The sequence below is a fragment of the Candidatus Methylacidithermus pantelleriae genome (assembly GCF_905250085.1).
GTDB lineage: Bacteria > Verrucomicrobiota > Verrucomicrobiia > Methylacidiphilales > Methylacidiphilaceae > Methylacidithermus > Methylacidithermus pantelleriae.
Window position 1 is genome coordinate 1 of the sequence record NZ_CAJNOB010000071.1, and the last position, 25,600, is coordinate 25,600.

At 54.8% G+C, this 25,600-nt stretch carries 22 protein-coding genes and 1 pseudogene; 17 read left to right on the forward strand and 6 right to left on the reverse strand.

Translation table 11 applies throughout. The annotated features are described in order from the left end of the window. The first annotated feature begins 610 nt into the window (after positions 1 to 610). Entirely contained in the window at positions 611 to 1,723 is a 1,113-nt protein-coding gene (locus tag KK925_RS10780) for a UDP-N-acetylmuramate dehydrogenase (protein WP_174582619.1), read from the forward strand. Positions 1,724 to 2,644: 921 nt separating this feature from the next. Here KK925_RS10780 and KK925_RS10785 read toward each other — a convergent pair. Continuing rightward, positions 2,645 to 3,609 (reverse strand): annotated as a pseudogene (locus KK925_RS10785) (DDE-type integrase/transposase/recombinase). Positions 3,610 to 3,698: 89 nt separating this feature from the next. On the opposite strand from KK925_RS10785, the gene KK925_RS10790 reads away from it, so the two are divergent. The 5 genes from KK925_RS10790 to dcd all read left to right on the forward strand — a co-directional run bounded on the left by KK925_RS10790 (position 3,699) and on the right by dcd (position 6,734). Then, positions 3,699 to 4,487, forward strand: coding sequence for a hypothetical protein (locus KK925_RS10790; protein ID WP_174582620.1), 789 nt, complete (start codon positions 3,699 to 3,701; stop codon positions 4,485 to 4,487). Between the two features lie 142 nt (positions 4,488 to 4,629). Beyond that, on the forward strand, positions 4,630 to 4,800 hold the full coding sequence (locus tag KK925_RS10795; protein WP_214096516.1) for a hypothetical protein: 171 nt from the start codon (positions 4,630 to 4,632) through the stop codon (positions 4,798 to 4,800). Positions 4,801 to 5,019: 219 nt separating this feature from the next. Then, complete coding sequence (locus KK925_RS10800; protein WP_174582622.1) at positions 5,020 to 5,208, forward strand: hypothetical protein; 189 nt, start codon at positions 5,020 to 5,022, stop codon at positions 5,206 to 5,208. A 36-nt stretch (positions 5,209 to 5,244) separates the two neighbouring features. Beyond that, positions 5,245 to 6,168, forward strand: coding sequence for a hypothetical protein (locus KK925_RS10805; protein ID WP_214096517.1), 924 nt, complete (start codon positions 5,245 to 5,247; stop codon positions 6,166 to 6,168). After that, positions 6,165 to 6,734: a dCTP deaminase gene (gene dcd, locus KK925_RS10810; RefSeq protein ID WP_174582623.1), complete on the forward strand. Its 570-nt coding sequence runs from the start codon at positions 6,165 to 6,167 to the stop codon at positions 6,732 to 6,734. The genes KK925_RS10805 and dcd overlap by 4 nt, the downstream gene beginning before the upstream one ends. 785 nt (positions 6,735 to 7,519) lie before the next feature. Here dcd and sixA read toward each other — a convergent pair. Beyond that, complete coding sequence (gene sixA, locus KK925_RS10815) at positions 7,520 to 8,002, reverse strand: phosphohistidine phosphatase SixA (protein WP_174582624.1); 483 nt, start codon at positions 8,000 to 8,002, stop codon at positions 7,520 to 7,522. 147 nt (positions 8,003 to 8,149) lie between these two features. Here sixA and rlmN point away from each other — a divergent pair, with 147 nt between their 5' ends. After that, on the forward strand, positions 8,150 to 9,298 hold the full coding sequence (gene rlmN, locus KK925_RS10820) for a 23S rRNA (adenine(2503)-C(2))-methyltransferase RlmN (protein ID WP_174582625.1): 1,149 nt from the start codon (positions 8,150 to 8,152) through the stop codon (positions 9,296 to 9,298). A 240-nt stretch (positions 9,299 to 9,538) separates the two neighbouring features. Here the strand turns inward: rlmN and KK925_RS10825 are convergent, their stop codons facing one another. Further along, positions 9,539 to 9,877, reverse strand: a complete 339-nt coding sequence (locus KK925_RS10825) for a hypothetical protein (protein WP_174582626.1) — start codon at positions 9,875 to 9,877, stop codon at positions 9,539 to 9,541. Positions 9,878 to 10,680: 803 nt separating this feature from the next. On the opposite strand from KK925_RS10825, the gene KK925_RS10830 reads away from it, so the two are divergent. The 4 genes from KK925_RS10830 to KK925_RS10845 all read left to right on the forward strand — a co-directional run bounded on the left by KK925_RS10830 (position 10,681) and on the right by KK925_RS10845 (position 14,454). Next, positions 10,681 to 11,334 (forward strand): hypothetical protein, encoded by a 654-nt coding sequence (locus KK925_RS10830; RefSeq protein WP_174582627.1) that lies wholly within the window; start codon positions 10,681 to 10,683, stop codon positions 11,332 to 11,334. A gap of 372 nt (positions 11,335 to 11,706) precedes the next feature. Continuing rightward, the gene (gene pqqC / locus KK925_RS10835) at positions 11,707 to 12,435 is read left to right on the forward strand and encodes a pyrroloquinoline-quinone synthase PqqC (RefSeq protein ID WP_174582628.1); all 729 of its coding nucleotides are present in this window, start codon (positions 11,707 to 11,709) and stop codon (positions 12,433 to 12,435) included. Between the two features lie 4 nt (positions 12,436 to 12,439). Continuing rightward, entirely contained in the window at positions 12,440 to 13,105 is a 666-nt protein-coding gene (locus tag KK925_RS10840; protein ID WP_174582629.1) for an HAD family hydrolase, read from the forward strand. Between the two features lie 455 nt (positions 13,106 to 13,560). Further along, positions 13,561 to 14,454, forward strand: a complete 894-nt coding sequence (locus tag KK925_RS10845; protein ID WP_174582630.1) for a bifunctional methionine sulfoxide reductase B/A protein — start codon at positions 13,561 to 13,563, stop codon at positions 14,452 to 14,454. Positions 14,455 to 14,812: 358 nt separating this feature from the next. Here the strand turns inward: KK925_RS10845 and KK925_RS10850 are convergent, their stop codons facing one another. The 3 genes from KK925_RS10850 to rpiB all read right to left on the reverse strand — a co-directional run bounded on the left by KK925_RS10850 (position 14,813) and on the right by rpiB (position 16,888). Continuing rightward, complete coding sequence (locus KK925_RS10850; protein ID WP_174582631.1) at positions 14,813 to 15,553, reverse strand: hypothetical protein; 741 nt, start codon at positions 15,551 to 15,553, stop codon at positions 14,813 to 14,815. A gap of 2 nt (positions 15,554 to 15,555) precedes the next feature. Next, entirely contained in the window at positions 15,556 to 16,086 is a 531-nt protein-coding gene (locus KK925_RS10855) for an RNA polymerase sigma factor (protein ID WP_174582632.1), read from the reverse strand. 367 nt (positions 16,087 to 16,453) lie between these two features. Then, on the reverse strand, positions 16,454 to 16,888 hold the full coding sequence (rpiB, locus tag KK925_RS10860; RefSeq protein ID WP_174582633.1) for a ribose 5-phosphate isomerase B: 435 nt from the start codon (positions 16,886 to 16,888) through the stop codon (positions 16,454 to 16,456). 220 nt (positions 16,889 to 17,108) lie between these two features. Between rpiB and lepA the strand changes: the two genes are divergently transcribed. From lepA to KK925_RS10890, 6 genes are read left to right on the forward strand one after another with little or no spacing between them, the layout of a single operon-like run. Continuing rightward, positions 17,109 to 18,953 (forward strand): translation elongation factor 4, encoded by a 1,845-nt coding sequence (gene lepA / locus KK925_RS10865; protein WP_174582634.1) that lies wholly within the window; start codon positions 17,109 to 17,111, stop codon positions 18,951 to 18,953. Then, positions 18,950 to 20,092 carry a signal peptidase I gene (gene lepB, locus KK925_RS10870; protein WP_174582635.1) on the forward strand — a complete coding sequence of 381 codons (1,143 nt, stop codon included), beginning with the start codon at positions 18,950 to 18,952 and terminating at the stop codon, positions 20,090 to 20,092. The genes lepA and lepB overlap by 4 nt, the downstream gene beginning before the upstream one ends. A 26-nt stretch (positions 20,093 to 20,118) precedes the next feature. Next, complete coding sequence (locus KK925_RS10875) at positions 20,119 to 21,066, forward strand: UDP-glucuronic acid decarboxylase family protein (protein WP_174582669.1); 948 nt, start codon at positions 20,119 to 20,121, stop codon at positions 21,064 to 21,066. 16 nt (positions 21,067 to 21,082) lie between these two features. Next, positions 21,083 to 22,105 (forward strand): tRNA (adenosine(37)-N6)-threonylcarbamoyltransferase complex transferase subunit TsaD, encoded by a 1,023-nt coding sequence (gene tsaD, locus KK925_RS10880; protein WP_174582636.1) that lies wholly within the window; start codon positions 21,083 to 21,085, stop codon positions 22,103 to 22,105. 57 nt (positions 22,106 to 22,162) lie between these two features. Continuing rightward, positions 22,163 to 23,764 (forward strand): bifunctional aminoglycoside phosphotransferase/ATP-binding protein, encoded by a 1,602-nt coding sequence (locus KK925_RS10885; RefSeq protein WP_174582637.1) that lies wholly within the window; start codon positions 22,163 to 22,165, stop codon positions 23,762 to 23,764. Positions 23,765 to 23,783: 19 nt separating this feature from the next. Then, on the forward strand, positions 23,784 to 24,851 hold the full coding sequence (locus KK925_RS10890) for an alpha/beta hydrolase (protein ID WP_174582638.1): 1,068 nt from the start codon (positions 23,784 to 23,786) through the stop codon (positions 24,849 to 24,851). Positions 24,852 to 25,600 lie beyond the last annotated feature (749 nt).

Below are 25,600 nucleotides of genomic sequence, written 5' to 3' on the forward strand. Positions count from 1 at the left end.
CGGTTGAGCGGGTGCCGCGATGGCTGCGCAAGCTCTACGCGCAACTGCGCCTGCCGCTAGGCGAGAAGAAGACCAAAGTGAGAGGCATTGTCTTCGGCTGCACATTTCCTTGGCCACAACTTCCGCCAGTCGTCAGGTCGGATGGTTTCGATTGCGATCACTTCCGAGGCGATTGGCACGTTCCAGGAGCGACTCTCAACCCTTACGAAACGGGTCGGCAGGCGGAGCATTTTCTAGCTCGCAGACTAGATGCCGGCCTGCCTGCCGGGGCACGAAGGCATACTCCCACTTGGCACAAGCCCTCGCAGACCTTCCAGAACGGCGACTCAGGCGGCCGTGACCGGGCTTTCTCTCCCGTAAGGCTGGGAGGGTATATGCCATACTTTGGCAAGGTTTTTTCAATTGTGTTGAGCCAAGCGGCAAAAAGCACAAGGTTTGGTCGGCAGCTAGGTCAACAGATGTAAGGAGTAAGCGAACGTAGCGGGCAGCGGAAAGGTGGCTACACCTGGCGCGACGGGAGGAACCCACTCTTTCTTTCGCTTCACCTCGGCTCAAGGCTTCTGCGTTTGCCTCCAACCTAAGAGTTCTCATTAAAAGAAGAGGCGGTTGTATGGCTCCTGCAACCGAGGGATGTTGCCAGGAGAAACGCATCGGAGCAGATTGCTTTCCCAAGGTGGAAATCCAAGAGAACGTGCCTCTGAAAGATTGGACAAGCCTCGGCGTAGGAGGACCCGCACGGTTTTTTGTGCGAGCCAAGACCCAAGAGGAGATTCTCGAGGCTGTCCGCTGGGCGACCAAACGGCGCCTTCCTATCTTTGTCTTGGGAGGTGGAACCAATGTTCTTTTCTCAGACCGTGGATTTGACGGGCTTGTGGTTCACATGGCTCTGCGCGGAATCCGAAGATATAGCGAGGGGGAGCATTTGATTTACGAGGTTGCTGCGGGGGAGCCATGGGATGATTTTGTCGCACAGGCAGTCGAGGAAGGGGCGGCCGGGGTAGAATGTTTGAGCGGGATTCCTGGAACGGCCGGCGCAACACCCGTTCAAAATGTGGGTGCCTACGGGCAGGAGACTTCTCAGACCCTTTTGGACCTTGAGGTTCTCGATCTAGAGAAGGGCCAAACGCGATGGATGAAGGCGTCAGAGTGCGAATTCGGGTACCGTCGGAGCGTTTTTAACACTGTGGCTAGGGGGCGCTACGTCATCCTCCGGCTCCGGTTTACCTTAGTCCCCGGGGGTATTCCTACTGTTGCGTATCCTGAAGTTCAACACCATCTTCGGTCTGTTGGTCGCCCGTTGAGTCTTCGGGAGGTGCGAAAAGCCGTGCTTGCGATTCGGAGAAGGAAAGGGATGCTTCTTGAAAGTCCACAGAACTCGTATCGCTCCGCTGGCTCTTTTTTTAAAAACCCATGTCTTACTCAGGAAGAATTCTGCAGGCTCGCAAAGCTCTGTCAGAAGGAGGGCCTGGGAGACCCACCCTCCTTCCCTCTAGCGACCGGAGAACTCAAAGTTCCTGCCGCATGGCTTGTCGAAAGGGCGGGTTTTTGCAAGGGGCATAGGGAAGGCCGGGTTGGTATCTCGCAACACCATGCTCTGGCCCTCATCAATCTCGGCGATGCTCGGGCAGCGGACCTTTTTGAGCTCAAGGAAAGGATTGAGAAAGCTGTTTTTGATCGATTCGGGGTTCGGTTGGAACCAGAGCCGGTTCTGGTGGGTTGGTAGTGAGCCGAAAAGCGCGCTGCCCAAGCCCCCGGCTTACGCCATGGAGTAGACCGGGTAGAGTTGCCAGGTAGAAAAACAAGGGCATAAGAGTTGGGGTGGCGGGTTGCAGCAACACAACCGTGATGTTGTATCTTCCTGCAAGGATCCCGTTGTAGGGCGTGCGAAGGACCGGAGGAAGGGATGGGTAAAGCCCGTCGACCGATGGCTGAAATAGGTGATCGTCGGTCTTCTTGGCGGGAGGAATAGGGATCAGGTCAAGATGGCGAAACAAGGTATCGGTATGAAAAGCGTATCCCATGCTGGCCAAGATTCCATGCTTTATCGCAGAGTTTTCCTTGCGCACGATCGGGGCGGACGAGGCGATTTTTTTCTAAGCTACTGGAGGCGTTTCTCGTGGCCTCTCTAGCCCTTGCTTCGGCTGGGCGTTGGGCCAGCTGACCTTGATGCGGCAATCGAAGGGTTCGCGGGTTGGGAACAGCTAGGAAATACAGCAAGGCATAAGGCTCAGGATCTGGGTACGTGGGCCAACCGGCAGAGTGTTGACTGTAAGACGGGTTAGCGGGTGTGAAAGGAGGGGTGTTTGGCTGTTAGCGCCGGAGAGTTGCCGACCGGGATGGTAATCGTGCATGCCGAAGCGACATCACTCGATGGCATCGTGCTCTACGCGCGGGTGTTCCATCTTGATCCAAAAGCGGATTGAGAGGAGGCGATTGGTTTGGGTTCTCGGAGTTTGTCTTTAAGCCAGGCGTTTTGCATCGTTACGTCCGTCAAGGAGCTCGGCTCTGGGATGAAGGGTCATCGCAGAGAGGGGCATGTTGGGCAGTTCTGTGATCCGAAGGTCGGGGTTATCATGTCGTCAACACATTTTTTAAACACCAGCCGTGCCGAGTCGGAAATTGACTGATAGAATCCAGGAGGTGGCTAGGTGTTAGATACCGTATGATTACGTAGCGTTCTTTGAAACAGCTCCGGATGGGATTGATGCCATGTTTTGAGGGCCTGAAGTGGGGTTTGATGGTGGGCCGATTTTTGAGGGACGTATTCGTTCTAGAGCCAGGTGCGCTGGAGCGAGCGTGGTTTTCAGGTCCGGAGAGCTTTGGAGGTGATGCCTACGGAGGATCTGTGCCCGTCTTCCGTTGAAGCGCTCCACCGTCCCATTGGTGAGAGCGTTTTCGGCTTGGTCAGGCGGTGCTCGATTCTCACGCTTGGCAGAGCGCGCCAAACTCATGGGATCTGGTAGCATCCTTGGCTGCTTGGCCGAAGACGCGATCGGTAAAGTCCTTGCCGTTATCGGTGAGGATGGTTCGGATTTTCACCGGCGCCGCCTTGGCCAGCGCGTGGAGGAAGCTGCGAGTGGCCGCTTGGGTCTTTGCACGCTTGACCGCTAGGGGGGCCCAACGAGTCGCTCGATTGATGGCGACGAAGACATAACGGCGAGAAGTCTCGTCGGCCATCTGGGGCAGGTATTTGAGGTTCACATGAAAATAGCCCGGCAGGTAAACTTTAAAGGGTTGGGTGGGATTGGCAGGCCTTTCCGATTGAGGCAGCCGGGAGTGGCCTCGACACCGCAGGAGCCGACCCAAGGCCGAACGGCTCATGGAGGGTTCAATAAATTCGCTGGTGACGGCCAGCAGATCGTCCAGCGGCAGCTGGGGCTGTGTGCGCAAGTAAATCACCAATTCTTCCTGTCCTGGATTGAGTGCCGTCGGGAGACGATGCGGGGTGTGGCTGGCATCCTCGACGAAATCTCGCTTCCGTTACCGACGAATCGTCTCCCGAGTCACGCAAAACGCCGTCACCAACTCGTAATCGCTGCCTGTTGCCCGTTGAATCGGTGTGTGGATCGCCGGCGTAGTCGTGGCATTCTTGTGCAGGGTGATTCTCATATCTATACGTCGGCTTTCCAGCTTGCCACAACCTCCCGAAGCACCGCACGACCGATCAGCAACGGACGGCGCTTTTCTAGAAGGTAATCATGCGAACCCTAACAGCCAGGCAAGAGGAGAATCAGGGAAACACACCCGACTCAACTGCAGAACAATTACTCCGAGAAGGAGAACAGCGTTTCCAAGAAGCTGTGTCGCAAAATCAATTCGGTGTCGCTCACGTAGGTTTTTTCGAGGCTGCTTGCATGGTCAACCCGCCACTATCCAGGAACGAGGCTGACCAACGCTTTCTTGAGAAAGTAATGGCGGTTCATCCTGGGCTAGCGGATTGGCCGCTTTGGTTCGACACTAGAGTTTGTGATGTGACAGAGTTCCACCCCTACAAGCATCAAGAGGGATGGGAGTGTCGCATCAGCGATGTAAAGATCCAGTTTTGGAGAATGGAGCCCATTGGCCGCTTCTATGTAAAGGCAAGTTTCGAAGAGGATAAAGACGTTACAGTGGACGCAGCGCAAGCAAGGCCCGAGCTGAACGCCCGGTGGCGGATTCGGCGTGTGATTGAAGCGACAAAGTGCTGCTTAGCCTTTGCAAGAGAGCTCGATGCCGGCGAAAATACCTCTCTTGAATTCGCATTTCGATGGACGCGCCTCCAGGGCAGAGTCCTACGCCGGCACCCGCTCTGGCCAATCCCAGGCGCAGGACCTTCCCAACGGGACGTTCTTGAATCTTCTGCTACTCTCCATATCGCAGCAGGAAGCAATGCCATTATCGATGCTGCACAACATGCGCTGGCTCCACTATTTGAGCTTTTTAGAATAGCCTTGCCGCGAGCGTGGGTGGAGAAGGTGTACAGCGATTTTTGGCGACTATCGTCTTAGAAGACGGAGTCGCCTGGGTCCGGAAAACGGGCGCCCGGACGTGCCGTCATACTACGGCGGTACGGCGGGCAGTCTCAGCGCTGAGATCGTCTACCGCTCTGTCGAAGGCTGTCAGCATGTTACCCGAAGCCCATGAGTCATGATGCCCACGGCGTCGATCCAACGGGATAATACGGCGGAGCACGCAAGACCGCTTACTCCACCCTGTTCGGTCTACGCCGGTGCTTGCAACCGGCTCGTTTCCGGTGTGCGCGAGTACTCCGTCTGGAACAGGGTAGCCCTGCACCGGGATACCTACCTCACGTTGCGCTAGGCAACGCCGTTGGATGCCCAGATGTGCTCCAACACCATCTTTCAGGCTGTGCAAGGCCTACAGGGAAAAGAACGCATGGGGATGCATCAGGAAGGATCCCGCCCACTCCGGCCATCCGCTTCGACCATGCCAACGTGCATTTCGACAAGGGCGGCTGTAAACACGCCTAATGTTAGGAGCATGGGGAGAGGCAACCATCTCTATGCTCTACAAGAAAGCTTGAGACTTGAATCGCGGATTGGTTACAAGGATCTGGTTTGGAAGGATTTACCGGGCAGGGTCGGTCGTTCTGCTTGGGCTCGATCCCAGGGACAAGTCCGACTGGCAACCAATCTGGCTGGAGGCCGGACCAAAGGCGCGCTCATCGTCCGCTGGACCTTTCGAGGCAGGGCTTGTTGGTACGCGTAGCTCATCGAGAAAGGACTTGTTCCGGAGGTGGGGCTTGTGGGAGACAGTGCCACAGGATACGATCTAAGGCTTTTTCGCTATGGGGTTTGTCTTGGATACCGTTCAAGCCTGGAAAAACTTTGCCGGGAAGTCGATCAGCGTTGGGCGAAGAAGCGGGGGATCTTGGGGTCCATCCACCGGTCTTGCCGGGCGACTGACCCTGAGAATTATGATGTCGAGTGCTCGGCGAAGCATGCTGTTGTCAAGCGCAGGAACCGTTGGGAGCCTTGTGAGCGAAGACGGCTTGCCGCCGTGTGGAAGACCGCACATGCCAATCTTGCGAACTGCATCTGGGCGCAGGGGAGAGTCGTCATCGGGGAAAAGTTATGCTATAAGGGCTTTCAGAACCGTTTTGGGCCGAGTGTGAAAGTGAACGCTCCGGGAGTACTGGTGGAGGGGATTTACGGTAAGGCTGGGAATGCCGGCGTCCGATTCACCGAGACCGATCTCCGAAAGACCCGGCTGGGCCGATTCGACCGGCTGAGTCGCCACTACGGAAAAAAGGCGCTTCCGCAGACAAGACACCTACTCGGTGATGGTCGCATCGACTCGGTGCAGCGCGATCTTTCGCGCGTGTTTCTTGCCAAACGGAGCGATCCAGATTTTCTCAATATCGACGAAGTCCGAAAGGGTTGGGCGGGTGCGGAATGGCTTCTGCGACCGACGATGTTGAGGGTGAAGGAACCGGCGAGACGGGCGGGCTTTGCGCGACTGCACGTCGTGGACGTGAGAGCCGGTCCCCCGTGGAAGGGGAAAACGGGATACGCCTGTCGCCGCAGCCGTTCCGGCCAGGCTGGGGATGCAGTAACTCAAGCGAAAGCCCCGGAAAGCTGGACTCCCTATTCCCTAGAACCCCCTGGTGCTGGCCTTGGGAGAGTTCAGACATCTTGGAAGGCTCTCAGGATATTCTTGTGGCTATGAGCGTCTATCCAGATGGTTGGATTCGTCGCATGGCGAAGGAAGCGAGGATGATCGAACCTTTTGTCGATAAGCAGGTTCGTAAGGCAAGCGACGGACAAGGCCTGATTAGCTTTGGCTTGTCCAGTTATGGATATGACTTGCGGGTCTCTGACGAATTCAAGGTCTTTACCAACGTGTTTAACACGGTTGTGGATCCAAAAAACTTTGATGAACGCTCGTTTGTCCATGTCAAAGCCTCTGTTTGCACAATCCCTCCTAATTCGTTCGCCTTGGCCCGAAGTGTCGAGTATTTTCGAATTCCTCGGGGTGTGCTTACCATTTGTTTGGGAAAGTCGACCTATGCTCGCTGTGGCATTATCGTGAATGTCACTCCCTTTGAACCGGAGTGGGAAGGGTACGCGACCCTGGAAATTTCGAACACGACTCCGCTTCCGGCGCGGATTTACGCCAACGAAGGGCTGGCGCAGGTCATTTTTCTCAAAGCGGAAGAGTTATGTGAGGTTTCCTACGCGGATCGGCAGGGAAAGTATATGGGGCAAAGAGGGATTACTTTTCCCAGTGTCTGACGTCCCTCCCGAATGAATTGGATGGCCTCCTGTAAACGGATGCGCGCTAGCTCTAATCAGCGCTTCGGTTCGTGCACCGTAGGCCATTTCAGGTGGGAGGACACGACCATAAGCTGCCTCACGCGGTTACCGCCCTCTTGATGGAAGATACCTGGAATAGCCGTTCGTAGATGCTTAGCGCGCCATTGACGTCGGTCTGTGCCGACCCCCCCCGAACGAACGGGCAACGGTAGCAGTACCTCGATAGGTCCGGCTCGGTTTAGAGGTCATTCCGCAGGCATGGCAGATGCTAGACATATTGTACTTGTGCACATCGTCCCGAACGACGATTCCCATAGGCTCTTTCCTCTTGCGGTATGGCTAGGCATGAAGCCTTTGGTTTATCCAGGCGCTGTATTCGATCCTGTCACGGATGCTGGTGAACTCGTCGAGGTCATTTCGTTCACACCGCACTCTACGCACTCCCGAAGGAAAGCCTTGCTAAAATGCACAGAAGGTGATCCAGCGGCCGTTGTTTTCCCTGGGCAATCTTATGATACGACTGCGACATACATCGGCCTCCCTGAGGCCGGTTCACCCTTGGCCTTAGCTGGATCTTTCATCGGTACCGGCGGATCGCCTGCATGGGACGACTGAAGGAGAGAAAAGCTCTCTCGTCCTCGAAAACGGTCGCAAGAAGCATCATATTGCCCAGGTCTACCGCCACACAACCTGTTAGGGAGTAACCGAGCGTGCGTTTCGCCGAAGCTGGGGTAACACAGGGTTACCCGTTGCGGAATGGCCTCCTAGATCATTTCTCGCAACTGTTCCTGACGAACGAACCAGCGTAATTGTGTTTCCTGGGGATGGTTGGGATCCCAGAAGACACAGGCCGCCCCGCCCTTATCGAAGGAGAGCCGGTCCGGAGACCCTTGCAGAAAATAGGCCAGGTGCTCGGCCAGGCTTGGCATGTGGCCCACCAGTCCCACCTCGGCGTCCTCTTCCAACGGTTTGAGCACCTGCAAAAGGTTTGGGGTGGACACACCATTTTTGAGCTCTTCCAGAGTTAGAATTTCCCCACGATACCCTGAGGTAGATGCGAGAATTTCGGCAGTTTCTTGAGCCCGCACGAGCGGACTGGCGTAGAGGTAGTCTAGCCGAATCGCCATTTTGGCAAATGCTTCTCCCAGGATTCGAGCCTCCTTCCTGCCTTTTTGGGTAAGTTCCCGTTGCTCGTCACTCGCAGCGGCTTTTGCAGCGGTGGCATGACGTATAAGATAGAGGTTCATAATTGAATGTTCGTATAAAGATCTTCTCGACTATATCCTGGAAGGAAAGAGAAAAAGTTTTCTGGGAACGATTTGCACGCTGCGGCTGCAAATCCGTGAGGCTTGGAGCCTAGAACCAAGGAGAACAAGTTAGCAAGAATTTTTTCCATGGAAAGCATTCTGGATAGGCCCATCGAGGAGTGGGATCTTGGGCCCGAGCCTTTGTACCGCCGGTCCCAGATCTGCCATTGGATTTTTGGCCGAAGGGTCACTGATTTCTCGCAGATGACTTCTCTCCCTTGGGAGCTCCGTCGTAGGCTGTCGGAACAATACAGCGTTCATACTCTGTCTTTGGAAACGCGGCGAGTAGCGCCGGATGGGACGGAAAAGTTTCTTTGGCGTCTTTCGGATGGGCAGTTGCTCGAAAGCGTGCTTATCCCTGCCAGTGAGGGTCGGGACGGCATGCGTGCGAAGCGTTGGACGTTATGCATCTCGACGCAAGTGGGCTGCGCGTATGGGTGTCGTTTCTGCGCAAGCGGACTCATGGGTTGGAAGCGCAATCTTACTCCCGGGGAAATCGTCGGCCAAGTCCTTGCTGCCCAAGAGCATTCTCGTTTACCGATGGGTAACCTCGTATTTATGGGAATGGGGGAGCCACTGGCCAATTTTGACGCCTTGCAGGTCGCCTTATCCTATCTCTGTTCTCCCTGGGGACTAGGGATCGGCGCACGACGAATCACTATTTCTACCGTCGGACTGGTTCCAAAAATTTGGCAACTGGCCGAGGACCCTCGGGCGTTTCGCCTAGCAATCTCCTTGCACGCACCCAATGATGCCCTCCGAAGCAAGCTTATGCCGATTGCCCGCAAGTACTCTTTGCAAGAGCTTTTAGAAGCTTGCATCGCATATGTACGAAACAAAGGACCTTGCCTTACGTTTGAATACATTCTCTTGGAACACGTAAACGACTATCCCGACCATGCCCGTGAGCTATCCGCTCTTGCCCGCCGTGCAGGGGCGAAACTAAATCTTATCCCGTATAACCCCGTCCAAGGCTTGCCATGGAAGCGACCCAGACCAACCCGGCTGGAATGCTTTCGAGACGTGCTAGCACGATCTGGTTGTGAGGTTACGGTTCGTCAGCCAAAGGGAGACATGATTGAGGCTGCCTGTGGGCAGTTGCGCTTGGTCAGCTTGGTTGGTGGAGGCTATGTTGAGGCCCAACAAGATAAGTGCCGGATTCCCACTGCGGGGGATCGCCAAGGGCTACAGAGTGCGGCCGAACATAAGCCCTTTGATAGGAGCATGTCAAAATAAGGGTGAGGGTGTGGGCCAAGCGGCAGGGTGTTGGGTAGGAGACAGCTTCACGGATGTGGAAAGAGGAGCGTTTGGCTGTTCCCGCAGAAGAGTTTCCGACTGGGACAATAATCGTGTGCATGCGGAGTCGGAACGGCCTGACGGCGTGGCCCTCTAGGCGCAGGTATCCAGCGCCGATGAAAAACTGGATGGAGAGGGATAATTGGCTTGGATTTTCCGCATTTACTCTCAGACAAACCCTTACCGATGGTCAAGGCCCTCAAAGAGGGCGGCTCGGGGAGGAACGGCCATCATAGAGGGCTCGTTGTGCGGCTCTCTTATCTGAAGGCCTGCGTCATCGTGGTCGCGCACCCCTCCCGGATGATGCGCTTGGGCTTCGAGTAGCGGGAAATGGCATTGGGCGTACAGAGTCGATCGATCCTGGTGGTGGATCCCAATCAAATGACCGACGATATCGTGCGCGACCTGCGTGAAAGGATCGCTTCCTTGTGTGCCAGGCTTTACGGGAAGGGATCTTCTCGAAACCGTGCCGATGAAGGCGCTCGCAGCCACTTGTGAGTAAGCTCCCCATTTTCCCATGGGAGACGCGTTTTGACACTGACACCAGTAAAGGTTTTGTCCGTTCGATGCCTAAGCGGCGCTCTCCGGAAGGATCGAGGAGAGTTTTTTCTGCCAGATGCGGGCTTGTGTTTCGCTAAAAAAACTTAGTCGATCTTTCCTGCAGCGGTTGGGTGTAACCGCCTGGGAGCTCGATGCCGTCCGGGTCCGAGCTCAAAGCAAAGATCGCTTGGAGTGGGCCAACGGCGGCCCCAGCTCATGGACGAAGCTAAGGAGCGGGCTCCGGAGAGCGGAAAAGGTGATCCGCGAGCTTGAGGAAAGGAAGCCAGGATAAAACGCTTTGCAAAAAAGGCCGCTAGTCATCCTGCGGACCGAACTTGACGTGCTCTTGCCCCGTCAGAAATCCCGAGCGGGTGCGCCTCTGTTTGGGCTGCCGCGGCCTCTTCCCATTAAGAGTTTTTTGGAAGAAAAACGGATACTCCAACCATGCGGGCGGGAAGAAGGATTTCAGGTTGGAGCGCAGGAACCCGTTTCTATGTGCTGGGGTCAAAACACAAGACGGCCGTCAAGCAGTCTTGCCAGGCCACGGTATCCATGGACGGCAGCCGATCGGTTGCGATTGCGGCTTCCGGACGGATGGAAGACCCAGAGCCAATACCTGGTTCTTGAGGGCGTGCGTTTGCCTTACCGCGAGGAGGCGATCCTCCAGGTCCTCTCCGCCAGGCGGATGGTGAAGAGGACAACCAAGACAAGGAAACTTGTCTGGAAGCGGGAGGGATCTGCGGTAAAGCTACCGCTTTGAGCGGGACCGAAAGGAGTGGCGAGTGTTTGCGAGCGTCGGGGTGCAACCTCTTTCCTTGGTGACACCCCACCTTGGCGCAGCGGTGGGGATCGACAGGAACGAGGATCATTTCATCTTGGCCGAAACGGACCGCTTTGGCGATCTAGTGGATGTTCGTCGGATCGGATTCAATCTCGATGGCAAGAGCGAGGAAGAGGGAAAAGCGATCCTTTTTTCCTGCCGAAGTCGAGCTGATCGGAGTCGACCCGGCCTATACGTCTCTGATAGGTACGGTCAACCGCGCGCGTCGTCGGGGGCATGGGTTCTCACGAGCGCGCGGCCTCGTGCCCTCGCCTGGAGAGGATTGGGTCTCTGGGAACGCGTATCCGTGCAAGAGGCAGTCGTGCCTACTCGCAACGTGGGTCATCTCACTTGGCGCTACCCGCAAGCAATGGGACGCAATATGTATGGTCGTTTCTATGGGGGTCCAGAAGAGACTCAAAGCGGCGCATGGAGCGCATGCTCTGTCCGGAAACAATCGACTGGCTCCGATGCCTTTGCCCCCGAAGACGTAGGACTGGGGCGCTATCCGGGTTTTACCAGCGAAATCCCGGTAGGCGAACCGTCGGGAATGCTGTTGGGCTGCCGTCGCGGACGATTTTTTCCCTCAGAGAGCAATGGTTGTCTGTGGGTTTAGGAACCGCTTGGAGAAGGTTGACCTACGATAGGGTGTGCTATACGGTGAGGCGAGCGGCCTTCTGTTCGCTGGCACCAGAAGGTGGCCTCGGGGGACGTGAAATGCCCGCGGAATGGCCATAAGCGCTTGTCTCTGGCAGGCATTCCTGGAGGAAGCGGGGTATTGCTGGACGCCCGTAAGAGCGGCGCCTCAGTGAGGTAACGGGCGGATGTGGAGAGCGAAATTTTTATCTTTGGGTAATGGTTCAAGGATCGCACGAGGAATGGGCTTCGTAATCACCGGTTTTCCCGGAAAAAAGAAGGCCTGACACAGCTACGTGGAGTGGCAGGGGGCGCAAACAAGTTGAAGGAAAGCCTCGAGGGAGGGAAAAAGATGTCTGAACCGCTTTCGCATGACGAATTTGCTTCCCGGCTTCGAGCAATTGGTGAAGCGAGTTACCATGACCGGCATCCCTTTCATGTCCTCATGAACGAAGGGAAGCTTACCCGGGAACAGCTTCAGGGATGGGTCGCCAATCGCTTTTACTACCAGACGCAAATTCCCATTAAGGATGCTGCTATTCTTTCTCGATGCCCAGACCGTGAAATTCGGCGGGAGTGGATCCGGAGGATCCATGAACATGACGGTTGGATGGAAGATGAGGGTGGGATTGAGCGCTGGCTGCGACTTGGGGAGTCCGTGGGACTTTGTCGAAAAGAGCTCTGGCAGCACAAGTACCTCTTACCCGGGGTGCGTTTTGCGGTGGACGCCTACGTCGAGTTTTGCCGCTCGCATTCGTGGCTGGAAGGGGTAGCCTCCTCGTTAACGGAACTTTTTGCGCCATCACTTCACCAGAAGCGTTTGGAAGCTTTTCGGAAGTTTTATCCCTGGATGGGTGAGCAAGCGTTGGAATATGGGAAAACTCGGCTGGTCCAGGCTCCCAGAGATGTGGAGTTTGCGCTGCGCGTTGTCCTCGAGCGAGCTCGAAGCTGGGAGCTACAAAAACGGTGTCTAGAAGCGTTGCATTTCAAGTGCCAGCTTCTATGGGCCATGCTGGATGCCATCTACTTGGCATACGTTATTGGTGTGCGAATGCCTCAACCTCCATGGAGCGAAGCGTAAGGGAATGAGGAAAATCGGCCAGTGGGGCGTCATTTTTGATTGGGATGGTGTCCTTGTTGATTCTGGGCCTCTTCACCGAAAGGCATGGGAGCGATTGGCTGCTGAATTGGGCAAGCCCCTGGAAAGGGGGCAGTTCGAAGAAAGCTTCGGCCGAAAAAACCAGTGGATTATTGGGCATCTTTTGCGGTGGGCGGACAGCCCAGAGGAGGTCGAGGCGCTCTCTCGCCGCAAGGAAGAACTCTATCGGGAACTGGTTTTCCGAGACGGAGTTCGTCTTCTGCCGGGGGTTCTCTCGTTTGTGGAAGAGCTGGCTGTCCGGTCGATTCCGCGAGCTATTGCAACTTCAACCCCAAGGGAAAACCTTGTTTTGGGGCTTAAGTCATTGGGTTTATGCAGATACTTTTCTTGTGCTGTCACAGCTGAAGATGTATCTATGGGGAAACCGGATCCAGAAATCTTTCTTCGGGCAGCTAAACAAATAGATCTCCCAGCGGGCCGCTGTGTTGTTATAGAGGACGCACCGGCAGGAGTGGAAGGAGCAAGACGAGCCGGAATGCGGGTGGTGGCCGTCACAACGACACATCCGGAAGAAAAGCTCCGAAATGCCGATAAGGTGATTCCCTCGCCGGCTTGCCTGCCTGTAGAGGAGCTTGAGGCTTGGTTTGGCTAGCGCGGCGTAGCCAGAACACGCCTTGGTTAACGTCGATCCCAGAGGGCTTGTTCCAGTCGTTACAGGACGACCAATTCGTATAAGCCAACATTGTGACTTGGGTGGCCTTTAAGCTCTGGGGCAAGAAGCGACTTTCTGCGATTTCGCGCCTGTTCAGCCTGGAAGTTACAGGTATCCGGCTTTCGGTTTTCCGTCCACCGAGAAAAGCTTTTTACTCATTCTATTGCGCTTAAACAAAACACGCGACGGTCCCCGAAAAAACTTTGGGCCTTGAGCCAATGGCCTTAGGTTTGGATAGGATCAGGGGTGTGACGATCTGGCTTCGGGGCATTGTAGCTTTCCTTTTAGGGGCAAGTTGGCCTTGCGCGCCCCTCCTTTGGGGCGATCATAAAGAAGGCCTTCCAAAGGCCGTGGGATCGAAAGCGGGTGAAGGAGGCGAAACAAAAGGGGCGGCGATGGAATCGTCACGGGAAAACTCTCAGGATTGGAAAAAGGTGCTTAGCTCGGAAGTGTATCGGGTGACTCGCGAGAAAGGCACAGAACCCCCGTTTTCGGGCAAATATTGCCACCACTACGCGCCTGGCTACTACGTGTGCGTGTGCTGCGGGGCTCCGCTTCTATTCTCGGAAACCAAGTTTGATTCGGGAACCGGCTGGCCCAGTTTTTATGCCGCGCTGCGGCCGGAAGCGATTCGCACGCAACCCGATTATAGTCATGGGATGGTCCGTGAGGAAATCCTCTGTGCCCGTTGTCATGCGCATCTAGGTCATCGGTTTCCCGATGGTCCGCCGCCGACGGGACTACGGTATTGTGTCAACTCGCTTGCTCTTCGGTTCTGTCATGCAACCTCACCAAGCGTTTCTAAGGGAGTCCGGCCGGATCGAGTAGAACGGGCCGTTTTCGCAGCAGGATGTTTTTGGGGAGTCGAGGCTGCCTTTCGTAAAACACCCGGCGTGGCGGCAACGTGCGTGGGGTACACTGGGGGAAACGTTCCCAATCCGACCTACCGGTTAGTTTGTACCGGGACAACGGGTCATGCGGAAGCAGTGGAAGTCCTCTATGATCCTGGAGTGGTGAGTTATGGAATGTTACTAAAAGTGTTTGAAAAGATTCATGATCCCACTTCGTATCATCGACAAGGTCCCGACTGGGGTTCCCAGTATCGTTCAGCCATTTTTTATGATACACCCGAGCAAAGGGAGGAAGCAGAGCGCTGGAAAAAAGAGGCGCAAAAACGTTATAGCGCTTCGATCGTGACCGAAATTTTACCCGCAGGTCCTTTTTACGAGGCTGAGGAGTATCACCAGCGGTATCACGAAAAACACGGCTTGATGGGATGTGGTCAGTGACCGGGAAAAAAGCGGAAAAGAGAGAGGGACCCCAGTTTTTTGCTCGAAACACGGAGCGGGGTCGTGAAGCTGGTCGGCCACGTAGCCCGGCGGTTTTTCCCGGAAAAGCGAGCGGAGGGGTCATTGGATAGGCGGCCTCCATCGTCAGGGTGTTCCGTGGCGACTGCCTCTGGAAGTCTGCAGAAAGCATCTCATCGAGGAAGAGAGGGCAGGTGGCAGAATCGTTCAACCCGCTAAGTCGTTCAGGCTCGCGGTTTGGGTAATAGAAACCAAAGATTGTATTTGCGCACCGGAGGTGAAAAAAGGAAAGCTAGACACGTAAAGAGTAGCTTCGCCCGGGGCCTAAAAGCCTCTCCCTCTACCCACCAAAGAAATCCCGCACCGTTCCCTCTTCTTGCAACCCCAGCAATAGATACACCTTTCCATCCCGCTTCCATAAGGCCGTATCCCAGGCACCGATTCGGCGAAACTGGGGCTTTTCCCAAGCGGCGCCAGGTTCAAGGGCCTGTTCCTCAACGACAAAAAGATGAGCATGTTTGCCTCTCCAAGAAAGGCAAATTAAAGCGACGGGATGTCCTTCCCATGAAAGCGTGGTGCATCCAAATTCGCCAGTGGCTGGCAAAGTAAAGGGAAAGTCAGAAGAATCCCCCTTTCGTTTTTCCGTGAGCCAACGGAGGGCTTCCTCGGATCTTTGATAAACATTTTCGAATTGAGGGGTTGCCTCGATTTGCCGGACCATGGCCTCTTCGAAACGCACAGAGGGGGGGAGCCCCCGGTTGGTAGGGAGGGTAAGTAACCACGCACTCAAGCCAAAGACGACACACGTCCCCACTGCCCAAACCCAAGGTCGATACCACCAGCTGACTGCGGGTACTTCCTGCCAGAGGGAAAGAAGATTGGGTTTCAAACTGGGAGGCGGGACAATCTCTGAGAGCTTGCTGGCTATAACGCGATCCACCGCCCGTTGCCATTGAAACCACCGCTCAAGCTCCGGGTCCTCTTTCATTCGCCGAAACACCCCGGAGAACTGCGGATTTCCGTCATCTTGTCCCCCGGGCCGAACCGACGAGAGCATCCTTCTAAGCTCGTCTCCCTCCATGGTTATCCTCCGCCTTCTTTGCCGCGCTCTTTCTTTTTATAAGAGGTACGTTCCGCCAGCTTCATCCGCAATTTTTCCTTTCCTCGAGCCAATCGGGACATGACGGTCCCCAGGGGAACTTGCAGCAGCTGGGCAATTTCCGCATAGGAAAGCTCCTGAAGATAGAAGAGGACGAGAGGAACACGAAAGACCTCGTCCAGTTCTCCCAGTGCCGCAAGGACCTCCTCAGCCTCCAAGCGAGCCAAGGCTACCGGATCCACCGTGGGAAGTTCCGGGGAGGCCGGTTCGAGCTCCACCGTTGGATGTCGTGCCTCTCGTCGCTTCTGGCCCAGATATTCGCGGTAGAGGGTTGTAAACAACCAGGTCTTGACTTTGCTCGGATCCTTGAGCGTTTCACCTTTTCGGGCCCATTGGAGAAACGCCTGCTGGGTAAGATCGGCTGCTTGGGCTTCATCCCTCGCCAGAGCAAGGGCAAAGCGGTATAGCGGTTGGTAGAAACGCTCTACCAGGGTTTCGAAAGTTTTCTCGTCCATGTGAAAAGACACCCAGCGGTCGATGCATGCATAAGTCGCAAATGAGGCAGCATACTCGGCTACCCGTTAACAATCTAGTCTGCTGTGGAAAACCCGGGTCTACAAACACAGCTCGAGGATCCTCGGTTACGATGATCGGGAGGAAAAACGAAGACTACCTTTTGTTTTGCGGTAATCCCAAAAGGAGTGATCATGGTCCAGCGTCCCGAAGGCCCTTGTGCCAAAAGAGGCTCCAGCTTGCCTGGGGAGCCCTTAGACTGAGACTGGAGAGAGAAGTTTTTTACAAAGAAGGCTGCCTAGGCCGGCAGAAAAACATGAGTCTTTGCTGACGCGACGACTCTTGGAGCCCGTAAAGAGCCTGCCGCCATTACTCCTGTGGCTCCATTTTTTGCAGCCTGGGGATGTGCCGCCCTCCCTCAAAGGGAGTTTCCAAAAAAATCCGGACAATGGCTAGTGCAGTTACTTCCGGAAGAAGCCTTTGGCCCAGCGAGAGCATGTTGGCGTCATTATGTTGCCGAGCTAGTCGTGCGCTTTCTTCGTTCCAGCACAGAGCACATCGAATTCCCCGAACTTTATTAGCCACCATGGCTTCGCCATTTCCTGAGCCACCCAGTACGATCCCCCGCTCGCACTCTCCTCGCGCTACGGCCAGGGCTGCAGGACGAACAAAATCAGGATAATCGACGGGGTCTTCCGAATGGGTGCCAAAGTCGACGACTTGGTGCCCTAGTTGCTGTAAAAACTTCTTAATGGTTTCCTTGTACCGGAAACCCGCGTGGTCGGAGGCAAGAGCAATTTTCATAGCGTTTGAGCTACGTAGGATAGGAAAGTCTACTGAAAAACCAATGTTCTTTTTCTGCGCCTTACCTGGAGCTCAAAAACCATCCCCCACCAGGTAATGGAGCTTGGTGGGGGATGGCTTCTATGCCCTGGCTTGGTTTGCACGGGCGGGTGGATTGTGCCATAAAAGGCCTAGGAAAGAAGCTCTCCGATAGGGAGTTGTGGCGGATCGACCATCAACTATGAGCGAAAAGGATTCCTTTCATTCCTTCGGCCAAGCTGTGGATGCCTCTAGGGTTAGGAACTTTAGCATCATTGCCCACGTAGACCACGGGAAGACAACGCTTTCCGATCGGCTGCTGCAACGAACCGGCACAATTCCCCAGCGCCAGATGGAAGACCAGGTATTGGACGCTATGGACCTCGAGCGAGAACGAGGAATCACGATTAAGGCCCATCCGGTGACCATGTACTATCAAGCAAGAGACGGTCAGACATATCTTTTGAATCTCATCGACACGCCGGGACATGTCGATTTTTCGTACGAAGTGTCGCGAAGCCTTGCTGCGTGCGAAGGAGCCCTTTTGGTTGTGGATGCCTCCCAAGGAGTACAGGCCCAGACGGTGGCCAACGTGCAGCTGGCTTTGCGACAAAATCTCGTGGTTGTACCCGTGATTAACAAAATTGATTTACCCACAGCGGACGTCGAAGGGGTGCGCCACCAGTTGGAAGAGATCCTTGCTATTCCAAAGGAAGAAGCGATTCTAGCCAGTGCCAAGGAGGGAATCGGAATTGACGAGGTCCTAGAGGCAATCGTCACCCGGTTCCCGCCGCCGTCCGTCCCGGAAGACGGATTGTTACGGGCTCTCATTTTTGATTCCGTTTATGATCCATTTCGTGGGGTTGTTCTCTACGTTCGTCTTTTTAGCGGAAGGATTTCCCGCGGCGATCGCATTCTTCTTTTTTCGACCGGCCGGACCTACGAAGTAAAAGAAGTCGGGATTTTTCGGCCCAAGCCGGTAGAGGTTGACCATTTGGTCGCAGGGTTCACCGGGTACGTCGTTGCCAATATTCGATCTCCGGAAGAGGTTAGCGTGGGAGAAACGGTTACGAGTGCTCAATGCCCGGTTCCGGAGCCCTTACCCGGTTTCCGCAGGGTTCTTCCTATGGTCTATAGCGGCCTTTATCCGCTTAATCCTGCCGATTTTGAGAAACTCAAATCAGCTCTGTTCCGGCTTAAGCTCAATGATGCTGCACTGCAATTTACCCAGGAACATTCAGTTGCCTTGGGTTCCGGGTTTCGATGTGGCTTCTTGGGGCTTCTTCATATGGAAATTGTCCAGGAACGGCTTCGAAGGGAATATGAAGTCGAAATTGTCGCGACGTATCCGAGTGTTGTCTACCGGATTGTCCTTACCCAGGGGAAGACCCTGGAGGTTTACAGCCCGGCCTTTTGGCCGGATCCCTCTCAAATCGAGGAGGTGATGGAACCTTATGTGGAGGCTATCCTCATTGTCCCAAACGACTGTATTGGGGACGTACTCCAACTGGTGTTAGAAAAACGGGGAACGTGTCGGAGCATGGAAACAGTGGATTCAAAAAGAATCCTTTTGAGGTGCGAAATCCCGCTGGCAGAGATCTTGGTAGATTTTCATGATCGGCTCAAAACCATTACTCGCGGTTACGGGTCCATGGATTACGAGTTTACAGGATACCGGCCTGCGGATCTGGTTAAGCTCGACATTCTTGTGAACGGAGAGCCCGTGGAAGCGTTTTCTTGCATTGTGGCGAAAGAGAAGGCGCAGGCGCGGGGTCGAGCTTTGGTGGGGAAACTCAAGGATCTGATCCCCCCTCATTTGTTTAAGGTGGCAATCCAGGCGGCCGTGGGAGGCAAAATCCTCGCTCGCGAGGATGTGAGGGCTCTGGCCAAAAATGTGACCGCCAAGTGCTACGGGGGAGATATCACCCGAAAACGGAAGCTTTGGGAAAAACAGAAAGAGGGTAAAAAAAGGATGAGGGCGTTCGGGCGAGTGAACATTCCTCAGGAGGCTTTTCTGGAAGTATTGAAAGTCGACGTGGAAACATGAGTTTTTGGCAGGATTGGAAGGCTCGCCTGGCTCGGCGCCGGGCGGTGGTTGAGGGGAAGCATTTCTATCGCTTCTTTAAACGCCAGCGCTTGTATTTTCAGCACCGGTGGAATGATCGAGAACTGCGGGAAATCCTCCAATATGAACAGGAGCTTGGAATTGCCCTTCAAGAAGGGGATCCTCGGCAGCTACCTCCTCTGGTAGCGCGGGGAGAAAAATTGGCGGGACGTTTTTTCCCTTCCAGTCGGTGGCAGCGGTTACAGGAAAACGTTGAGGTGGGCTTTGTTGCTATCACGGTAGCCTTGGCAATCCGATCCTATGTGCTGCAGCCTTTTAAGATTCCCACCGATTCTATGAAACCGACCCTTTATGGAATCCAGCTTTTGACTCCACCGAAACGGGTTCCGGGCTTCTTGGAACGGCTTTGGGAGCGCGCGGTTTTTGGCAGAACGTATCATACAATTGTTTTTGAAAAAGGAGGAACCCTTCTGGAGATGCGAGAGGGGCAATTGAGTCCCTGGTTTGAATACACCGATCTTGTGCTTGACAGCGGCGAGCGGAAACGGATTTGGGTGCCGTCACAGGTGCTGGCAACGAAAGGGGGTGTTTTTCCTGGGATGAATTTCGCTCCGGGAACGAAAGTTTCTTTTGTCCTTCAAACTGGGGATCAAGTCTTGGTGAACAAGTGGATTTACTATTTTCGCCAGCCAAGGAAGGGGGATCCGTTTGTTTTTAAGACCATGGGGATCGAAGATATTGAGTTCCGGTTAAGGGAACGAGGTATAGAGGGATCCCAATATTATATTAAGCGGTGCGTGGGAACACCGGGCGATAGGATTTCGTTGCAGCCACCCTATTTGTTGATCAATGGATCTCCGTACTGGTCCCATAAGAAAATGCGAGAGATTATGGAGAAAAAGGATGGGTATCATGGTTATGTTGTATTGCCCGGCCAAAAATTTTTGAGATCGCCGCAAGAGGTTTACGTATTGGGGCCGAAGCAGTACTGGGCGATGGGCGACAATAGCCCGGACAGTCTGGATAGCCGGTTTTGGGGTCCAGTGCCTAAGCAAAACGTCGTGGGAGAGGCCGTTTGGGTTTACTGGCCGTTGGGTCCAAGATGGGGGCTCATCCGGTAACCGGAGAAAAGGTAACGATCGACAAAATGAGAACAGCGGTGGTCACGGGAGCCGCAGGCTTTTTGGGAAGCCATTTGACAGACCGCTTGTTGGCGGAAGGATATCGGGTGATAGGGATCGACAATTTTTTGACGGGGAGTCGGGCCAATGTGGAACATTTGCAGGGGGAAGCGAAGTTTGAACTCCTCGTGCAGGACGTGACGCAGTATTTGGATATTGAAGGGCCGGTGGATATTGTATTCCACTTTGCCTCACCAGCCAGCCCCGTTGATTACCTTGAGCTTCCCATTCAGACTCTCAAAGTAGGGTCGCTGGGGACGTATCGGGCGTTAGGATTGGCGAAAGCGAAGCGAGCGCGTTTCCTGCTTGCTTCGACTTCGGAGTGTTACGGAGATCCGCTTGTTCATCCGCAATCTGAGGACTATTGGGGGAACGTGAACCCGATTGGGCCGCGTGGTGTGTATGACGAAGCGAAACGCTTTGCCGAAGCACTAACGATGGCGTATCATCGGGTTCATGGAGTACATACGCATATTGCGCGGATTTTTAATACGTATGGACCAAGGATGCGGTTGCGGGATGGAAGGGTTGTGCCAGCCTTTATTAGCCAGGCTCTGACGGGTAAGCCTTTAACGGTTTTTGGAGATGGATCGCAAACACGGAGTTTCTGTTACGTATCGGATTTGATCGAAGGGATTTATCGCCTTGCTTGTTCGGATTATCACGAACCGATTAATTTGGGAAACCCGGTCGAATTGACGATTCGAGAATTCGCGGAACTGATTCGTCGTCTCACGGGCAGTTCCAGCACGATTCTTTATGAGCCGCTTCCCGTAGACGATCCCAAGCAGAGAAGACCCGATATTACCCGGGCACGCAGGATTCTCGGATGGGAACCAAAGGTGGATCTTGAAACAGGGCTTCGCTGGACGGTGGATTGGTTTAAGGCACGATTGAAAATGACAACGGAGTGAGAGAAAGAGGCGTGGTGTGCGAATAGTAGCCATTGAAACGTCCTGCGACGAAACGGCTGTAGCGATTTTGGAGGACCGGGGGAAGTCGGTTCACCTCAGAGGGTCGTTTCTCGCAACCCAGGCTGCCTCGCATCGGCCGTATGGCGGAGTCGTTCCTGAGATCGCCGTGCGAGAGCATGCGCGCAACCTGCCGCTGGGCGTTGAGCGTGTACTGGCGGAAGCTTCCCTCAGGGTGGGGGATCTTCAAGGGGTTGCGGCAACCCGAGGTCCAGGCCTGGCCAGTTCCCTTTTGGTGGGGTATGCCTTTGGCCGCTCTCTTGCTCTGGGCTTGCAGCGACCTTTTTGGGGGATCAACCACTTGGAGGGGCATTTGCTCTCTCCTTTTTGGGGTCATTTTGACGAGATTCCGTTTCCTTTTCTTGGCTTGATTGTAAGCGGAGGCCATACGCTCTTGGTTCTGGCCAAGGAGTTGGGAGATTACCAACGGGTGGCAAGCACCGTTGATGATGCCGCCGGGGAAGCGCTTGACAAGATCGCCCGGCTTTTGGGCTTGGGCTATCCAGGGGGTCCTGCCATAGAAAGAATGGCGCAACAAGGCAATCCCAAGCGGTATGTTTTCCCTCAGGCATGCCGAGAAAAAGGGGATCGTCGCTTTTCCTTTAGTGGGCTAAAGACGGCTGTTCGCTACTTTATCCAAAACCATGAGGGGCATCTTGGGGATGGATCCTTTTTAGCCGACGTTTGTGCTTCGGTCCAGGAGGCCGTCATGGAGGTGTTGGCCAAAAAGACGGTCGAGACGGCCATCGCCTATGGGGTTAGCGTTGTGGCTCTTTCGGGGGGCGTCGCATGCAATCAAAGGCTTCGGCAACTGTTTGCGGAGTATTGTCATGCCCACCAGCTACGTCTGGCTGTCGCGCCACCTGCGCTGTGCACCGATAATGCTATTATGATCGGATGGGTGGCGCTTTTGCGCAGCCGGGCTGGATTGGATGACGATTCCGACAAGCAGATCGACATTGACCCCAACCTTTCCTTATGACAAAGGAGTCGCCGCCGTATCGCAAAACTGTGTCCCAAGGTTTTCGTTTTGCCTAAGATGGAGGAGCCAAGCGTTTTAGCCGATCATCTTCTGCTTTCGTTTCTTTCCTCGCCTCAATCCTATCCGCATCGGCCTCGGCGGGTGGAGCTTTTACAGACCCACATCTCCTACGTAGCCATTGCACCTCCGTATGTGTTTAAAGTAAAAAAACCGGTCAACTTCGGGTTTGTGGATTTTTCTACCTTAGAAAAGCGCCGGTACTATTCGGTAAGGGAGGTAGAACTCAACCGCCGGTTCTGTCCGGCGGTGTATTTAGGGGTTGTCCCTATCTATGCAGAAGGGTCAAACCTCCGGTTCGGGGCGGGGCAAAGAGTGGCGGAATATGCTGTCCAGATGCGGCGCCTTCGGCGGAGGTATTTTCTTAGACAGCTTCTAGCCCGGGGGGAGGTGGGGGAGAGGGAGATCGAAACCATCGCACAGGCGCTTGCGCGTTTCTACCACGCAGAATCCCCTATTCTCAATGCCGTAGGGGCCCTGGAGAGTTTTCGAAGGGTTACCGAGGAAAATTTCCGGCAAACGCGTTCTAGCGTGGGGGTCGTGCTTTCGCGAGCCACCTATGAGGCACTGCAATATTTCACAGAACTTTTTTATGCTCTTAAAGGATCCCAGCTTGACCAGCGGAAGAGGGACGGATGGGTGCGGGACTGTCACGGGGACCTTCATAGCGAGCATATTCACTTGGCACCCAAAGGACTGTGTATTTACGACTGCATTGAGTTTAATGACGAATTCCGGTGTATTGATGTGGCCTACGATTTTGCGTTTTTGGCGATGGATCTCCACTTTCTGGGCTACCCGAGCTTAGCGGAGATCTTCCTAGGACGAATGATAGAGGAGCTGGCGGATCCGGGTTGCCGCGGTGTTTTGGACTTTTACTGTGCTCAGCGTGCGTACATACGAGGTAAGGTGGCGTGCTTTAAAGCCAACGACACGAGGGTTCCGGAGAAGGAACGGACGGAAGCCGTTGAGATTGGGCGCAGGTATTTTGCGCTGGCGCTTCAGTATGCTCTTTGTGGTCTGACAACCACGGCTGTGGTTGTCATGGGAAAAGTTGGTACGGGAAAAAGCACGCTTGCGGAGGCGCTGGCCCGTGAGACGAGCTTGCCCTATCTCTCGACAGATTGCCTTCGCAAGGAACTTTTGGGCTTGCCTCCAACCTATCGCCCGGGCGAAGCCCAAAGACAAGAGTTCTATCGTGAGGAGGCGGTTGAGCAGGTGTACCAGGTGCTGTATGAGAGAGCGGAGAGCTTTTTACGCAAGGGGCAAAGCGTGGTGCTTGACGGTACCTTTGGGAAGCGATCGCGCCGCGAGGCATTGCGGAACCGCCTGAAAAGCTTGGGTAAAGCCTGCGTATTTATTGAAGTGGATACTCCTGATCCGTTACGGGTGGAACGCGTTACCGTGCGGTCGGTGACTCAAAGCGGCGCCTCCGACGCTCAGCCGCAGGATCTTGCGGTTTTGGATTCTTTGTATGAATCTCCGGAAGAGTTAGAGCCTTCTCAGCGGGTTCGGGTTTCCGGGGTGGGCTCTTCGGAGGAGGTTGTGTCGCGAGCCCTTCTGGCCCTTATCCAAAAGAGATTGTTGCAGGAACTCTCCTAATGTGGTCGGAGAGTGTGCCATGCAGGATCCACAAGTTTTCGGGGCAACGACGGGAAGGAACGGGCGTTGGGGAAAAAGAGTCTTCCATCGAGCTTGGTCGGGCATCGTAGACGGGGTGAGCTTTGGGTTTATTGCATGGCTCCAGGCGCGCCACCCTCTCTCCAAGGATTACCCGTTCCAATTGGATCGATACATAGCCACCTGGGAGGACAAGGACCCCCTGGAGTATTACGGGATCCCCGAAAAACAGGCTTCTAACCTTTTACAGGTTATCCAGAGACAGGTCGAAAGAGGGGAGCGGAAGATTCGCTTTCGAAGCCTCATTGAGAGCCCCTTTGCTCGGAACAACGTGGCGGTCTTCGATTTCTACCCGTGCCCCTTCGGTTGGCATGCCCCAACGATGATTTTGGCTCATGGGCTTATGTCAGTAAGCGACATTGGGTATCGGATCTGGGCGGAAAGACTCAACCGTTGGGGGTGGAACGCGATTTTCATGCATTTACCGTATCATTACGAGCGAAGGCCCAAAGGGTACCTTACGGGGGAGCTAGCCGTAGGAGCCGATCTTATACGAACCGCTGAGGGAGTTCGACAAGCGGTGGTCGACATGCGAGTGGTAGTGCGGTGGCTTGTGTCTCAGGGAAGTGCAAGGATCGGCGGCTGGGGCACAAGTTATGGGGGATGGATCGTCGGCCAGACCGCTTGTGTGGAACCTTTGCTGGAGCGGGTCATCTTAGTCGAGCCTATCCTCCGCATCGATAAAGCCATGTGGGAATCTCCCGCAGGAGCCGGATTACGCAGGGAGCTGCGACGGGTCGGGGTCACTCAGGAGTTAACCGAAAGACACCTCCGGCTGGCCTGCCCCAGTTACAACTCGCCCAAGGCAAAGCGGGGGTTTATTCTTTTGGTAGCAGGGGAGTATGACCGGATTGTCCCTCCGGAGCTTCTGTGGGAGTTGCATCGTCGATGGGAAGGGTCTCACTTTTATTGCTTTCCCCAAGGACATGTAGGGTATCGCCTTATGCCGGAAAGTTTCCGGCTAGCAACCCAGCTTTGGTCGGACGATTTTAGGCGCGGCTCTTCATAGAATCTCCGCAAGGAAACCCGCGATGCCAGTCGCGGGAAAGGACTGCGGTCAGGCGAAGCCCGCCATGGGGTGTATCTCCTTTCACGCATAGTGGATGTTGTCTCCATTCGGAATGGTTTCTACCCAACGGTTACCAAGAGCTAAAAAAGATAGAGACACATAAGGCTGCGTACGAGAGTATATCCGCACGCAGGTTTGAGTGCATAGGCCAAGCGGCAGGGTATTGGCTACAAGAGGGCTTGGCGGATGGGGAAGGAGGGGCGTTTGGCTGTTCCCTCAGGAGAGTTCCGACCGGGACGGTAATCGTGCGGAGGCGGCACCACTGGATGGCGTGGCCCTCTAGGCGCGGGTGTGCAAGGGCAGATCGAAAAGCGGATTAAGAAGAGACAATTGGCTTGGGTTGTCCGAGTTTACTCTCAAGCACGCCGTTCGAGATCGTCAAAACCGGCAAGGAGGTTGGCTCCAGGATGAACGGCTGTCGCAGGGGGCTCGTTGGGCAGCTCTGTAATCCCAAGGTCGGCCTTAGCCTAGTTGAGTAGTGCCACCGGCTGTTGCGTTTCGGCTTCGCGTACCGGGAAGCGGGATTGTCTACGCAGAATCGATCCATCGTGGTGGTGGATCCGAATGAGAGGACGGACGATATGGTGCGCGACCTATAGGAGGTCGCATGTTTTTTGTGTGCGAAGCCTTAAGCGAAGGGGTCTTCTCGAAAGCGTGCCGAAGAAGACAGTCGCAGCCACTTATGAGTA